A 13923-nucleotide genomic window follows, 5' to 3' on the forward strand; every position below is an offset into this window, starting at 1 on the left:
TGAAGATCATTGCTATGCACCAGCATTACACCCAATCCGGCAGCCTTTCGTGGTTACTCCCGCTTTTGCTGGGAGGGCTGTTGCTGGCGCTGTACTGCTGGGGCCTGAGCAGGCAATATAATCTCGGTAAAGGCTGGAATATCCGGCGAACCGTTTATTTTACCATTGGTTGCCTGTTAATGGTGTTTGCCTTACTGCCTCCTGTCATGCAATGGGCGCATCAGGATTTTAGAGTGCATATGGTGCAGCACCTTTTGCTGGGCATGCTGGCACCACTGGGGCTGGTATTAGGAGCGCCTGTTAGCCTGGCGTTAAGAACTGTTCCGGCCAGTGCGGCACGTACACTTGCTTATATTTTAGGCAGTAAGTTGTTTCACCTGGCAGGCCATCCGGTTACAACATTGTTCCTGAATATAGGCGGGATGTACGTCCTTTACCTGACGCCGCTTTATAAGGCAACCCTGACAAACCCTGTGCTGCACTACCTGGTGCACCTGCACTTTCTGGCAGCAGGCTACCTCTTTACCTGGTCGGTTGCCGGACCTGATCCGGCGCCAAGGCGGCCAGGACTACAGGTAAGGCTGGTGGTATTATTTACAGGCATTGCAGCGCATGCTTTCCTGAGCAAATTTATGTACGCTTATTTGTACCCGCTCTACACGCCACACAGTGCAGCGCAAATCCGAAGTGGTGCTAAAATAATGTACTATGGGGGCGACCTGGCAGAGCTGTTGCTGGCGGTAGCGCTTTTTGCCACCTGGTACCGCAGGCAGTCTGTGCCAAGGCAAATCCTGAGTTAGAATACTACTAGCCCCTCATCTCCACCAGGAAGGCTACTATAGCTCAATCGAACACAATTACCTTGTCTTTATTTTTGCCGCGCATATGCCCGCGGATAATCTGCTGTATGTCTTTGTTGTCGTTATACCTGGTAATAGCACCTTTAAAGTCTTCCAGTGCAGCCGCAGAGAAATACTCATCCACAAAACCAAAGCCAAGGTAGGTGCCGTTTTCAATCACGACCACCGATTTTTCGCCGGGTTCACGGCCTTTACCGATAATCACAAAGCTGTTGTGTTCAAAGGTGAAAGATTCTATGGCCGCATCCACGCGCGCGTTGTATACTTCCGGACTTTCCTGGCCTATACAGGCACCGTTGCATTGGTGTACCTGGTAATCGAAACAGGCGCCATTGGTTTTGTAAAGATTGCAGAGTTTCTGGCAAAGGTTGTACTTAGACACCTTGTGAAACAGAAAGCCTTTTGCTTTAAACTGGTTTGATAAAGCAATGATAGGCGTCATGCTCACATTATCAGCCTTGTTAATGCTGCCATAGGTCAGGCGCTTATACCCGTTGCTGTCTTCGTACATAAAAATGCCGGTGTTAAACACGCTGCGCCGCTGCTGGCGGTTATAATGCGGCTTCATGCGCTTTATTTCAGCCGACTCGAACAATAAAGCTACCAGTTCGTTGCCCATCAGTTCATAGGTTATATCAGCAATCTGATTTTTAAACTCAATAGACTTCCGGCTCTTGTAGTCGATGTTGAAGTGCTGAATAATTCTTTTTCGAATGTTGATGCTCTTTCCCACATAAATTACCTCGCCTTTATCGTTGTGGAAATAATAAACACCGGGCACAAGCGGCAAAGCATCAATTTGTTCTTTAGAAATAGCAGGCGGCAGAAGAGAAGTTTTGATTTCCTGCTTCAGCTGTTCCGAAGGCTCTGCCATATGCTGCGCACCATCAATAACAGGCCTGTTAATCTTGATAAGTTTATCAAAGAGCTTTGCAGTGGCCTCAGCGTCGCCAATAGCCCGGTGCCGCTGCTGCAGATCAATGTCAATGCTTTTGCAAAGTTTGCCCAGGCTATAGGATGGAAGTCCGGGAATGAGGGAACGGCTTAAGCGAACGGTGCAAAGCGTCTTTCGCTGAAATGTAAAGCCCAGGTCGGCAAATTCTTTTTTCAGGAAAGAGTAGTCGAAGCGAACATTATGCGCTACAAATACTTTACCCTCTGTGAATTCCACTATCTCTTTGGCCACTTCGTAAAACTTAGGCGCGTCCTGCACCATTTCATCTGAAATGCCGGTAAGCTGGGTAATAAAGTATGGGATCGGCCGCTGCGGGTTGATCAGTGTAGCGTATTTATCAACTATCTGATGGCCATCATGAATGAAAATGGCTATCTCTGTTATCTTGTCCTGCGCAGGCTGGCTGCCTGTGGTTTCAATATCGATGATGGCGTACAAGCTGCTATTAATTAATAGGCTAAAAACAATTGTTCGTCAGCTGAGGCAGCTGCTATGGTTTAAACCAATATTTTTAGTAATACGTTTCAAAAAAGCTTTGTTTCGCCAAGGTTTGCAAACAAGTTTAGCAAACTATAGTTTTTCCTCGCCTTCCTTTTTGGCTTTTTTCCTGATTTTGTCGAACATCCGGTTGAAGCGGGCCGGTTTTTTAGGTTTAACATCGTCGATATCAGCCAGTAGAAACCCGAACGGACGAAGCGGTTCATACGCATCGAAAATCACTTTCAGCGTAGCAATCATCGGAATAGAGATAATCATACCTGCTGCTCCCCATATCTCGCCCCCGATAAGTAATGCGATAATGGCTGCGAACGGATTTATACTTACCTTGGAGCCAACCACAAACGGCGTAATGAAATTACCCTCCAGGAACTGCACAAACGAAAAAACGCCGATTACCAGCAGAGCATCTATCAGGTTACCGGTGGTGGCCAGGGTAAAAAGAGCCGGTAACATAGCACCAATCAGGATACCTATATAAGGTATAATGGTTAGTATGGAGGCAAACACTCCAAAGAAGATGGCATACTTTACATTGAGCAGCAGCAAGCCGGCAGAGTTAAGCAACGATACAATCACGATTACGATCATCAGCCCGGTAATGTAGCTCTGCACCACATGTTGTATATCGCTCAAGGTATGGTTTAAGCTGCTTCTGCGGTCTTTCGGCACAAACTGAAACAGGAACATCTGCAGGTGATTCCGGTAATAAAGAAAGCAGAATATATAGATCGGGATAATGGTTACAGTGGTAAGGGCACCTGTAGTGGTAGAGATGGTGCTGCCTACCAGGCTGGTGCCTACCTCCCGTAAGTTGCCGATGCTGCTTCGGATCAGATCGCTTTTGTTGGATGGCGGAATGTCGAACTTCTGGTACAGGAACTCCTGCACGCGCATCAGCAGCATATCAAAGTTATTGCCAATGGTTTCGAGTTCGGAGGTCAGGCTAACCAGCTGCGAAGACAGGAACCAGACCACCAGCCCCAGCACCACAATAACGACAATCAGGCTGCAGAGAATAGCCAGTGCTCTTGGTACACGCCACTTCTCCAGGTCGCGGGTCATGGGCAGCAGCAGCAGCGCAAAAAGCATGGCAAAAGCCAGCGGCATAAAAATTGCCTTGAAGGTTTGCAGTATATAGATGAGCAGGATCAGTCCCAGCAATATGATCACATATTTAAAGTAACCGGGTAATTTTATTTCCATGTAGTTTAGAAGTTTTCTTTGCTGATAGTTTTAGCAAAAAATAGTAGTGCCAAAGTAAGCAATAGTTGTTTTAATAATATAGTTGATTTAATATATTTTTATGCTAAAAATATTAGTTTCTGTAATTCCGAATATATCTTTTCCTGTTGAACCGACTCCTTAAAATAATGGTTATACTAGTATAACAACTCAAAATTGCTTATCTTTGATTTTGGATAACTAAAATTATTAGCAATTTATCAGAGGTACGTAAAGCTGTGAGTATGGATAAGATCTTGCAGCCGGTTTCTTTTAATTTTATATATTTCCGATCGATTCTACGGTAACACATACAATACGCTTACATAATGGCAGAGTTAGAGCATAATTACAACGAAGACAGTATCCGTTCGCTGGAGCCGCGCGAGCACATCAGGCTGCGCCCCGGTATGTACATCGGCAAGCTGGGAGATGGTTCTTCGGCCGATGACGGTATTTACATTTTGGTGAAAGAGGTAATCGACAACTCCATCGACGAGCACGTGATGGGATTCGGTAAAACCATTGACATTAAGATATCAGACCATAAGGTACAGGTGCGCGACTATGGCCGTGGCATTCCACTGGGCAAGGTAATCGACTGCGTGAGCAAAATCAATACTGGTGGTAAGTACGACAGCAAAGCCTTTCAGAAATCAGTAGGTCTGAATGGTGTGGGTACCAAGGCTGTGAATGCTCTGTCGAGCCATTTCCGCATACAGTCGGTGCGCGACGGCCAAATGAAGGCAGCCGAGTTTGAGCGTGGCGTATTGGTGCAGGACCTGGAATTGCAGGAAACAAGCCAACGTAACGGTACGCTGACAATCTTTACGCCGGACGATACCATTTTCAAGAATTTCCAGTTTAACCTGGAGTACCTGGAGAACCAGATATGGAACTATGTATACCTGAACGCTGGCCTTACCATTAACTTTAATGGTAAGAAGTACTACTCAGAGAATGGGCTGCTGGACCTGCTGCGTAACAAGGCCGATGAAGAAAGCATGCGCTACCCGATCATCCACCTGAGGGGGCAGGATATTGAACTGGCGCTAACGCATGGCAACGACTATGGCGAAGAGTACTATTCTTTTGTAAACGGGCAGTATACCACTATGGGTGGTACCCACCTGGCTGCTTTTAGAGAAGCGGTGGTGAAAACCGTGCGTGAGCATTATAAAAAAGATTACGACGCAGCTGATATACGTGCCTCTATTATAGGTGCGGTTTCGCTGCGTGTGCAGGAGCCTGTATTTGAGTCGCAGACCAAAACTAAGTTGGGTTCTATTGATATGGGACCTGACGGACCGGCTGTACGTGCCTATATCAACGACTTTGTAAAAGAGCACCTCGACAACTACCTGCACAAGAACCCAGCTACGGCCGAGGCGCTGAAGAAGCGTATTGAGCAGAGCGAGCGGGAGCGTAAGGATATGGCCGGCGTGAAAAAGCTGGCGAACCAGCGGGCCAAAAAAGCTAATCTGCACAACCGAAAGCTGCGTGACTGCCGCCTGCACTTTAACGAGGATAAGCATGAGAACTCTTTGCTTTCCACGCTCTTTATCACAGAGGGTGACTCTGCCAGTGGTTCTATTACCAAATCACGCAATGTAGATACAGAAGCAGTATTCAGCTTGCGCGGTAAGCCGCTGAACTGTTTTGGCCTGAAGAAGAAGGTAGTGTACGAAAATGAGGAATTTAACCTGCTGCAGCACGCCCTGAACATTGAAGAAGGCCTTGAAGGCCTGCGCTACAACCGCGTAGTGATTGCAACCGATGCCGACGTGGACGGAATGCACATCCGCCTGCTGTTGCTGACGTTCTTCCTGCAATTCTTCCCGGACCTGGTGCGCAACGGCCACGTGTACATTCTGGAGACACCGCTTTTCCGTGTGCGCAACAAGAAGGAAACCATCTATTGCTACAACGAAACGGAAAAGCAGGAGGCCATCAACAAGCTGGGCAAGAAGCCGGAGATTACCCGGTTTAAAGGTCTGGGCGAAATTTCGCCGGACGAGTTCGGCAAGTTTATAGGCGATAACATTAAACTGAAGCCGGTTATCCTGCACAAGGATACCACGATACAGAAGATTTTGAGCTACTACATGGGCAAAAATACACCGGAGCGCCAGCAGTTCATTATAGAGAATTTGAAGATTGAAAAAGACATAGTAGAGGAAGTATATGCATAACGACGATTTAAACGAAGAATTGCACCATCACGAAGCAGAAGAGCAGGACGTCCATTTTACTGATGGCGAAGAAGAAGTTATACATAACGTCACGCCTGTTTCCGGTCTTTACGAAAACTGGTTCCTCGACTATGCTTCCTATGTAATTCTGGAGCGTGCGGTGCCGGCTATCGAAGATGGTCTGAAGCCGGTGCAGCGCCGTATCCTGCACGCCATGAAAGAGATGGACGATGGTCGCTTTAACAAAGTGGCCAACGTTATTGGGCAAACGATGCAGTACCACCCTCACGGCGATGCTTCCATTGGCGATGCCATGGTGAACCTGGGGCAGAAGGAACTGCTGATCGAAACGCAGGGTAACTGGGGCGATGTGCGCACAGGCGACAGCGCTGCGGCACCTCGTTATATTGAGGCCCGCCTTTCCAAGTTTGCTTTGGACGTGGTATTTAACCCGCAGACAACACAATGGCAGCTGAGCTACGACGGCCGTAAAAACGAGCCTGTAACCTTGCCTGTAAAGTTCCCGCTGCTGCTGGCGCAGGGAGTGGAAGGTATAGCCGTGGGCTTGTCTACGAAGATTATGCCGCACAACTTCCGGGAGCTGATCAAAGGTTCTATAGATGTGCTGAAAGGCCGTAAGACAGAGCTGCTGCCTGACTTCCCGACTGGTGGTCTGGTGGACGTGACGAACTATAATTCTGGTATGCGCGGCGGCAGAATCCGTGTGCGTGCTACTATCGAGAAGGTAGATAAAACCTTGTTGATCATCCGGGATGTGCCTTACGGAACCACCACCACAGGCGTGATGGAATCTATCGTGAAAGCGAGCGAAAACAACAAGATCAAGATTAAGAAGGTGGTGGATAATACAGCGGCTAATGTAGAAATACACGTGCAGCTGCCTCCGGGGGTGTCGCCGGACCTGACCATGGATGCGCTGTATGCCTTCACCGACTGCGAGGTTTCTATTTCTCCGAATACCTGTGTCATCATCGACGAAAAACCGCACTTCCTGAGTGTGGACGAGTTGCTGCGCATATCAACTTTCAAAACGGTAGACCTGCTGAAGCGGGAGCTGGAGATTCGCAAAGGGGAGCTGGAGGACAAGTGGCATCATTCCTCGCTGGAGAAGATCTTTATCGAGAACCGCATCTACCGCGACATAGAAGAATGTGAAACCTGGGAAGCGGTTTTAAATGCTATCGACACAGGTCTGGATCCATTTAAGCCTTTGCTGCGCCGCGAGGTAACAGAAGAAGACATTATTCGCCTGACTGAGATCAGGATCAAGCGTATCTCCAAGTACGACTCCTTTAAAGCCGATGAATATATTAAGAAGCTGGAAGAGGAGATGGCCGAAGTGGACGATAACTTAGCAAACCTGATCCGCTATGCGATTTCCTACTTTGAAGGTTTGATGAAGAAGTATGGCCAGGGACGTGAGCGCAAAACCCAGATCAAAACTTTTGATGTAATTACTGCGCAGAAGGTGGCCATTGCTAACCAGAAGCTGTACATGAACGCCAAGGATGGTTTTATCGGAACCAGCCTGCGCAAAGACGAGTTTGTGTGTGACTGCTCCGATATGGACGACATTATTGTTTTCAGAAAAGATGGAAAGTTCACTGTTACAAAAGTGGCCGACAAAACCTTTGTGGGGAAAGATATTATCATGGCTGCCGTTTACAACAAGAACGACGAGCACATGGTGTATAACATGGTTTATGTGGATGGTAAATCAGGTGTTTCATTTGCGAAGCGTTTCTCAGTGAAATCCATTACACGGGATAAAGAGTACGATTTAACAAAAGGAGAGAAGGGATCTAAAGTACATTATTTCACTGCTAATCCCAACTCTGAGTCTGAAGTAGTAACTGTTACCCTGGCGCCGAATGCCTCTGCCCGTAACAAAGTCTTTGATTTCGACTTTGCCGAGCTGATGATCAAAGGCAAAGGCTCCAACGGAAACATAGTAACCAAATACCCAATTAAAAAAGTGGTGCAGAAGAGCCTGGGAGAGTCTACTTTAGGCGGTCGTGAGATATTCTACGATGAGGTGATTGGCCGCTTGAATACCGAAGGCCGGGGTCGCTACCTGGGTTCGTTCAACACCGACGATACGATTCTGGTAATTTACGAAGACGGCACCTACGAACAGACCACCTTTGATCTGGCGAACCACTATACAGTTGAGAAGATAAAGGTATTGCAGAAGTTCGATCCGGAGCTGGTGGTATCGGCTATCTATTATGAGGGGGAGAACAAGCAGTACTACGTGAAGCGCTTTAAAATTGAAACAACTACCATTGCCAAACGCTTCCCATTCATCTCGGAGAGCAAGGGGTCCCGTTTAGAGGCTGTTTCCACGCATCCGGTTCCGCTGGCAGATATTAAGTTCAAGCGCGACAGGAAGAGCGATAAAGAGGCGGAGAAGCTTTTACTAAGTGAGTTTATCGATGTGAAAGGCTGGAAAGCTATGGGTAATAAATTGACTTACTATAAAATAGTAGAGGTTGATATGCCTAAGCAGGAAGAGGTACTTCACGAAGAAAAAGCCAAATCTAAAAAACCGGCTGTTCGCAAAGAACCCATTACGGTACCCTCTGAGTTAAAGGAGCTTGCAGATGAAGCTGCAAAAGCAAGCGGGGCACAACCTGAGTTCGAAGAAGCCGTAGAAGACATAGAAGATGTAAATAATCCAAAAAATCTGTTGAAGAAAAAGAAGCAGTTAAACTTATTCTAAAATAGTTATATTCTTAAAATAAATTTTGGAAAAGTCTTTTAGGTTATTTACATTGTTATACCCGTAATTATCTATGAGAAGGCTTTACACTATTTTATTTATAATGCTATGGATTGGAATGATGCCGTCGGCTGCTTTTGCCGATGGCTCATCCGGTCATGAAGCCCTTTTGAAGCAGGCAGAGACCCTGTTGGTTAATTATAAGGAAAGTGAGGCACTTTCGCTTTATGAGCAGGTGCTGAAAATGGAGCCCGACAACTACGTGGCTTTGTGCAAAGCCAGCATCTTACATGTACGGATAGGAGACAGGTTTAGCGACGATACCCGGAAGATGGAATATTTTTCGAAGGCGAAAAGCTATGCGGAGCAAGCTTATGAATTACACCCTTTCGATGCAGAAGCTAACTTTGCCATGGCAAACTCACTGGCTTACATCGCCAAAGTAGCAGGACCTAAACAACGATTGTCCTTAACCAACCAGATTAAGTCTTTTGCTGATGCTGCTGTAGTGAGTAATCACGGGCATGCGGCTGCGTGGCATTTGCTTGGTCGATGGCATTACAAAATGGCAAATCTGAATTTTGCAGAAGAAGCGGCGGCTAAACTATTTTTTGGCGGTGTTTGTGGCGACGCCAGCAATATACGGGCAGTGGAGTCGATGAAACTTGCGATACAGTATAATCCGGCAAACATCCAGTACTACTTCGATTTGGCTACTATATATAAGGATCTGAAAAAGAAGCAGGATTGTATCAGTACACTGGAGCAGGCGCTTACCCTTGAGTTGGAAACGAAAGAGGAGTTAGAGCTAAGCAGGCGCTGTAAATTAATGCTGCAGGAGCAACTAAAGTAGGTTGCCTAAAGTAAAAAAAAATTGAGAGCCTGCTCCCCGACGGAAGCGGGCTTTTTTGTTAATATTTCGGGCCCGCTATTTTAAAAAAGCGGTAATTATGTAAAGAATAGCTAATTTAGCGCCTGTAAGCGAGGTATAGGCCGGAAATGAGAGACCAATGATGAGGCGATTTTTCTTTTTGCTGCTCCTGACTGGTTCCGTTGCGTTTACGGGTTGCCGTATGGAGGAGAACAATCGGGAGCAACTGGTAAACCTGGAAAAAGTACAGGATAACCCACAGGTGCAACTTACAAACCTGAACCAGGCTATCGAACGGTCGAAGCGCGACGGGAGCTTATACGTGCGGCGAGCCATTGTATACCTGAGAAGCGGAGATGCTGCCAGTGCGCTGGAAGATGTGAATGAAGGGCTGAGACTCGCTAAAAATGACCCGACAGGTTTATTTGTGAAGGCTCAGGTGCTGCGCATCATGGATAAACACCAGGAGGCCTTGCGGCTGGCAAAGCAGGCGGAGCGCAACTCTTACCAGAATCCTGCGCTGTATATTCTTTTAAGCGACCTGTACCTGCACGAAGGCGACCTGGTACACGCCGAAGAATATATAAACCGGGCAATGGAGCAGTCGGCCGATGATGAGTACGCTTTATACTATAAAGGTAGAATTGCGGTGGCCAAAGGAGACAGCACTGCAGCGCTTGCACATTACAAATCAGCTTTAAAACAGGCTCCGGTATTTCTGGAACCTAAAAGGGAACTGGCAGGGCTATACATGGGGCGAAAGGAATATGCCGATGCCCGCCCGTATCTGCTCAATACCTTGGCAGCACGTCCGGAGGATGCTTATTTATGGTACCTGCGGGGAAGGCTTTACCAGGCAGAGCAGAAGCAGGATAGTGCCTTCTGGAGTTTTCGGCAGGCACTGGCTAAAAGCGATACCATTGCAGATGCACATTTTCAGCTGGGGCTGGCACTACATGGCCGCGGCGAAAACGATTCTGCCATTGTGCATCTGGAAAAAATAGGCAGAACGCATGGCCGGCTTCCCAAGTATATGTCTACGCTGGGCAGCAGTTATGAGCGGACAGGCCAGTACCAGAAGTCGTTGCAACAATACAGGCGCTTACTGGCAGCAGAGCCAACGTATACGTATGTATACCAAACCATTGAACGTTTAAAGTATAAAATAGAAAGGCCTCGTACCGATAGCACTGCTGTGTACAGAGGCATAAACTAAAATAGTCAGATAAAACTATAGCATGATTAATATCACACTACCAGATGGCTCTGTTCGCCAGTATCCGAAGGGTGTAACCAGCCTGGAGATCGCGTCGAGCATAAGTGAGGGCCTGGCCCGAAACGTGTTAGCTGCCAAAGTAAACGATACCGTATGGGACATTTCCCGTCCGATTGAGGAAGATGCGAGGGTGCAGTTGCTTACCTGGAACGATGATTTAGGAAAGAATGCGTTCTGGCATTCTTCTGCACACTTACTGGCTGAAGCTCTGGAAGCACTCTATCCGGGCGTTAAATTCGGTATCGGTCCTCCTGTGGAGAATGGATTTTACTACGATGTGGATTTAGGTGACCAGACGTTTTCTCAGGATGATTTTGCCAGGGTGGAGCAGAAAATGCTGGAACTGGCACGCAACAAAAGTGAATTTACCCGAAGAGAAGTGTCTAAGGCTGAAGCCATAGATTATTTCACTAAAAAGGGAGATGAATATAAACTGGATCTGATTAAAGATCTGGAAGACGGCACTATTACCTTCTATGAGCAGGGTAACTTTGTAGACCTTTGCCGCGGGCCCCATTTGCCTAATACAGGCTTTATAAAGGCTGCCAAACTGATGAACGTGGCCGGTGCCTACTGGCGTGGCGATGAAAGCAGAAAGCAGCTTACCCGTATTTACGGCATTACCTTCCCGAAGCAAAAAGAGCTGACAGAGTACCTGGAGCGATTGGAAGAGGCCAAGAAAAGAGATCACCGTAAACTGGGCAGAGAGCTGGAATTGTTTGCTTTTTCAGAGAAAGTAGGTCTGGGTTTACCGCTCTGGTTGCCAAAAGGCACTTTGCTGCGAGAGCGATTAGAGCAGTTCCTGCGTAAGGCGCAAACAAAAGCAGGCTATCAGCCGGTGGTTACGCCTCACATTGGCAGCAAAGAGCTATATGTTACCTCCGGCCACTATGCCAAGTATGGCGCAGATTCGTTCCAGCCGATCAAAACGCCAAACGAAGGGGAGGAGTTCTTCCTGAAGCCGATGAACTGTCCGCACCACTGCGAGATTTATAAAACACGCCCGCGCTCCTATAAAGAGCTGCCGGTGCGACTGGCTGAGTTTGGCACCGTATACCGTTACGAGCAAAGCGGCGAGTTGCATGGTTTAACACGTGTTCGTGGCTTTACCCAGGACGATGCACACATCTTCTGTCGGCCGGACCAGGTAAAGGAAGAGTTTACGAAAGTAATTGACCTGGTGCTGTATGTGTTCAAGGCACTGGGCTTCGAAGATTATACTGCGCAGATTTCGTTGCGGGACCCGGAGAAGAAGGAAAAGTACATTGGTGGCGATGAAGCCTGGGATAAAGCAGAGCAAGCCATTATCGAAGCTGCCACCGAGAAAGGACTTCGTACTGTAACAGAATTGGGTGAGGCTGCGTTTTACGGACCTAAGCTCGACTTTATGGTGAAGGATGCGCTGGGCCGCAGATGGCAGCTGGGAACTATTCAGGTTGATTATCAGTTACCTGAACGCTTCCAGCTGGAATACACAACGGCAGATAACAGCAAAGCCCGCCCTGTTATGATCCACCGGGCCCCGTTTGGCTCCCTGGAGCGGTTCGTGGCGGTACTGATAGAGCACTGTGGCGGTAACTTCCCACTGTGGCTGAGTCCGGAGCAGTTTGCTATTCTGCCGATTTCTGAAAAGTACCAGGAGTTTGCACAGCAGGTTCAGGCCAGGCTGGAGGAAGAAGACATCCGTGGCTTTGTAGACAACCGCGATGAGAAGATCGGGCGTAAAATCCGTGATGCAGAGGTGCGTAAAGTGCCTTACATGCTCATTGTAGGTGAGAAGGAGCAGGAAAACAACGCGGTTTCTGTGCGAAGGCACGGGGAAGGCGACCTGGGCTCTATGCCAGTTGAAGAGTTTATCGGCATGTTTAAGGGCAAAATTGCCGAGATGATCAACAATTAAGATAAATATTTTTTTCTTGATAGATTATTTGCGATATTCGCAGCCTGAATGTAAAAATTAATTTAAGGAGGTAAAACTATAGCTGCACCTAGTAACAAGCGCTTCACCCCACGCGGAAAGGTGGAAGAGCCGTACAGAGTAAATGATAAAATAACTGCCAGAGAAGTAAGGGTAGTTGGCGAAAACGTAGAACAGGGCGTTTATCCGCTGAGAGTTGCTCAGCAAATGGCAAACGAGCAAAACCTGGACCTAGTAGAGATTTCACCTACTGCGAATCCTCCTGTATGCCGTATTATCGACTACTCGAAATTCAAGTACGAGCAGAAGAAAAAGACGCGGGAGATGAAGGCGAAAGCTCAGAAGGTGGTGATCAAGGAGATCCGTTTCGGCCCTAATACCGATGACCACGACTTTGAGTTTAAACTGAAGCATGCGAAATCTTTCCTGGAAAGCGGGTTTAAGATTAAATCGTATGTACATTTCGTGGGCAGAACCATCGTGTTTAAGGAAAGAGGAGAAATCCTGTTGCTTAAATTCGCTCAGGCCCTGGAAGATGTCGCTAAAGTAGAGCAGCTGCCTAAACTGGAAGGAAAGAGAATGTTTCTTATTCTTTCTCCTAAGGTAACAACTCCAGCTAAAAAGTAATTTGTTTTATTAATTATATACACATGCCAAAAGTTAAAACTAAATCTGGAGCAAAGAAGCGTTTTTCTTTGACTGGTACTGGCAAAATTAAGCGTAAACACGCTTTCAAAAGCCACATCCTGACCAAGAAAACGACAAAGCAGAAGCGTAATTTGACTCACACTGGCCTTGTTAGCTCAGCTGATATGGACAGAGTGAAACTGATGCTTCAAATCTAATTCCGGAGAATTAGAAAGGTTAATCAATTAGTACGAACCAAGTGTCTGGTTTAAGGAAGATCGGAAAGATCACCAGCCGCTAAAACTTTAAAAAAATGCCTAGATCGGTAAATGTCGTTGCAGCACGACACAGAAGAAAAAAAATGATGAAAATGGCCAAAGGTTACTTTGGCCGTCGCAAGAACGTATGGACCGTTGCGAAAAACGCAGTTGAAAAAGGTTTAACGTATGCTTACCGCGACAGAAAAGCTAAGAAAAGAGATTTCCGCGCACTTTGGATTCAGCGTATCAATGCAGGTGCTCGTGAGCATGGCATGTCTTATTCTCAGCTAATGGGTGCCCTTAAAAAGGCTAACATCGACCTGAACCGCAAAGTGCTTGCTGACCTGGCGATGAATCACCCGGAAGCTTTCACAAGCATCATCAATAAAGTAAAGTAATTTACTAGATAATATCTCCGGAAAGGCTTAGCTACTGCTAAGCCTTTTTTGTTTTATAGTTGCCACGGCTTCCTAAAACCAAATTCACTTTTTAAAGTATA

General features: G+C 47.0%; 11 protein-coding genes. 9 read left to right on the plus strand and 2 right to left on the minus strand.

What is annotated here, in order from left to right; translation table 11 throughout:
- Positions 1–14: 14 nt before the first annotated feature.
- Entirely contained in the window at positions 15–800 is a 786-nt protein-coding gene (locus C1N53_RS04490) for a cytochrome c oxidase assembly protein (RefSeq protein WP_137758183.1), read from the plus strand.
- Between the two features lie 43 nt (positions 801–843).
- On the opposite strand, the gene C1N53_RS04495 is transcribed toward C1N53_RS04490, so the two are convergent.
- Together C1N53_RS04495 and C1N53_RS04500 are read right to left on the minus strand one after the other, a co-directional pair.
- Positions 844–2253, minus strand: coding sequence for an exonuclease domain-containing protein (locus C1N53_RS04495; protein WP_137758184.1), 1410 nt, complete (start codon positions 2251–2253; stop codon positions 844–846).
- 132 nt (positions 2254–2385) lie between these two features.
- Positions 2386–3519 (minus strand): AI-2E family transporter, encoded by a 1134-nt coding sequence (locus C1N53_RS04500; protein WP_137758185.1) that lies wholly within the window; start codon positions 3517–3519, stop codon positions 2386–2388.
- A gap of 347 nt (positions 3520–3866) precedes the next feature.
- Here C1N53_RS04500 and C1N53_RS04505 point away from each other — a divergent pair, with 347 nt between their 5' ends.
- From C1N53_RS04505 to rplT, 8 genes are all read left to right on the plus strand, one after another.
- The gene (locus C1N53_RS04505) at positions 3867–5729 is read left to right on the plus strand and encodes a DNA topoisomerase IV subunit B (protein ID WP_137758186.1); all 1863 of its coding nucleotides are present in this window, start codon (positions 3867–3869) and stop codon (positions 5727–5729) included.
- Positions 5722–8472 (plus strand): DNA gyrase/topoisomerase IV subunit A, encoded by a 2751-nt coding sequence (locus C1N53_RS04510; protein WP_137758187.1) that lies wholly within the window; start codon positions 5722–5724, stop codon positions 8470–8472. Before C1N53_RS04505 ends, C1N53_RS04510 begins: the two co-directional genes overlap by 8 nt.
- A 103-nt stretch (positions 8473–8575) precedes the next feature.
- Complete coding sequence (locus tag C1N53_RS04515) at positions 8576–9325, plus strand: hypothetical protein (protein WP_240773385.1); 750 nt, start codon at positions 8576–8578, stop codon at positions 9323–9325.
- A gap of 220 nt (positions 9326–9545) precedes the next feature.
- Positions 9546–10559, plus strand: coding sequence for a lipopolysaccharide assembly protein LapB (locus C1N53_RS04520; protein WP_168193958.1), 1014 nt, complete (start codon positions 9546–9548; stop codon positions 10557–10559).
- Positions 10560–10581: 22 nt separating this feature from the next.
- Positions 10582–12519, plus strand: coding sequence for a threonine--tRNA ligase (thrS, locus tag C1N53_RS04525; RefSeq protein ID WP_137758190.1), 1938 nt, complete (start codon positions 10582–10584; stop codon positions 12517–12519).
- A 120-nt stretch (positions 12520–12639) separates the two neighbouring features.
- The gene (infC, locus tag C1N53_RS04530) at positions 12640–13164 is read left to right on the plus strand and encodes a translation initiation factor IF-3 (RefSeq protein ID WP_137758191.1); all 525 of its coding nucleotides are present in this window, start codon (positions 12640–12642) and stop codon (positions 13162–13164) included.
- Between the two features lie 23 nt (positions 13165–13187).
- Positions 13188–13382 carry a 50S ribosomal protein L35 gene (rpmI, locus tag C1N53_RS04535; protein ID WP_137758192.1) on the plus strand — a complete coding sequence of 65 codons (195 nt, stop codon included), beginning with the start codon at positions 13188–13190 and terminating at the stop codon, positions 13380–13382.
- Between the two features lie 95 nt (positions 13383–13477).
- Complete coding sequence (gene rplT, locus C1N53_RS04540; protein WP_137758193.1) at positions 13478–13822, plus strand: 50S ribosomal protein L20; 345 nt, start codon at positions 13478–13480, stop codon at positions 13820–13822.
- Positions 13823–13923: the final 101 nt, after the last annotated feature.

It is taken from the genome of Pontibacter sp. SGAir0037 (genome assembly GCF_005491705.1).
In the GTDB taxonomy this organism is placed as follows: domain Bacteria; phylum Bacteroidota; class Bacteroidia; order Cytophagales; family Hymenobacteraceae; genus Pontibacter.

Bases quoted from the DNA above. Each gene is read 5' to 3' on its own strand.
- C1N53_RS04500 (WP_137758185.1), bottom strand. From the start codon at position 3,519: ATGGAAATAAAATTACCCGGTTACTTTAAATATGTGATCATATTGCTG.
- rpmI (WP_137758192.1), top strand. From the start codon at position 13,188: ATGCCAAAAGTTAAAACTAAATCTGGAGCAAAGAAGCGTTTTTCTTTG.
- rplT (WP_137758193.1), top strand. From the start codon at position 13,478: ATGCCTAGATCGGTAAATGTCGTTGCAGCACGACACAGAAGAAAAAAA.
- C1N53_RS04510 (WP_137758187.1), top strand. From the start codon at position 5,722: ATGCATAACGACGATTTAAACGAAGAATTGCACCATCACGAAGCAGAA.
- C1N53_RS04520 (WP_168193958.1), top strand. From the start codon at position 9,546: ATGGAGGAGAACAATCGGGAGCAACTGGTAAACCTGGAAAAAGTACAG.
- C1N53_RS04515 (WP_240773385.1), top strand. From the start codon at position 8,576: ATGCTATGGATTGGAATGATGCCGTCGGCTGCTTTTGCCGATGGCTCA.
- C1N53_RS04505 (WP_137758186.1), top strand. From the start codon at position 3,867: ATGGCAGAGTTAGAGCATAATTACAACGAAGACAGTATCCGTTCGCTG.
- thrS (WP_137758190.1), top strand. From the start codon at position 10,582: ATGATTAATATCACACTACCAGATGGCTCTGTTCGCCAGTATCCGAAG.
- C1N53_RS04490 (WP_137758183.1), top strand. From the start codon at position 15: ATGCACCAGCATTACACCCAATCCGGCAGCCTTTCGTGGTTACTCCCG.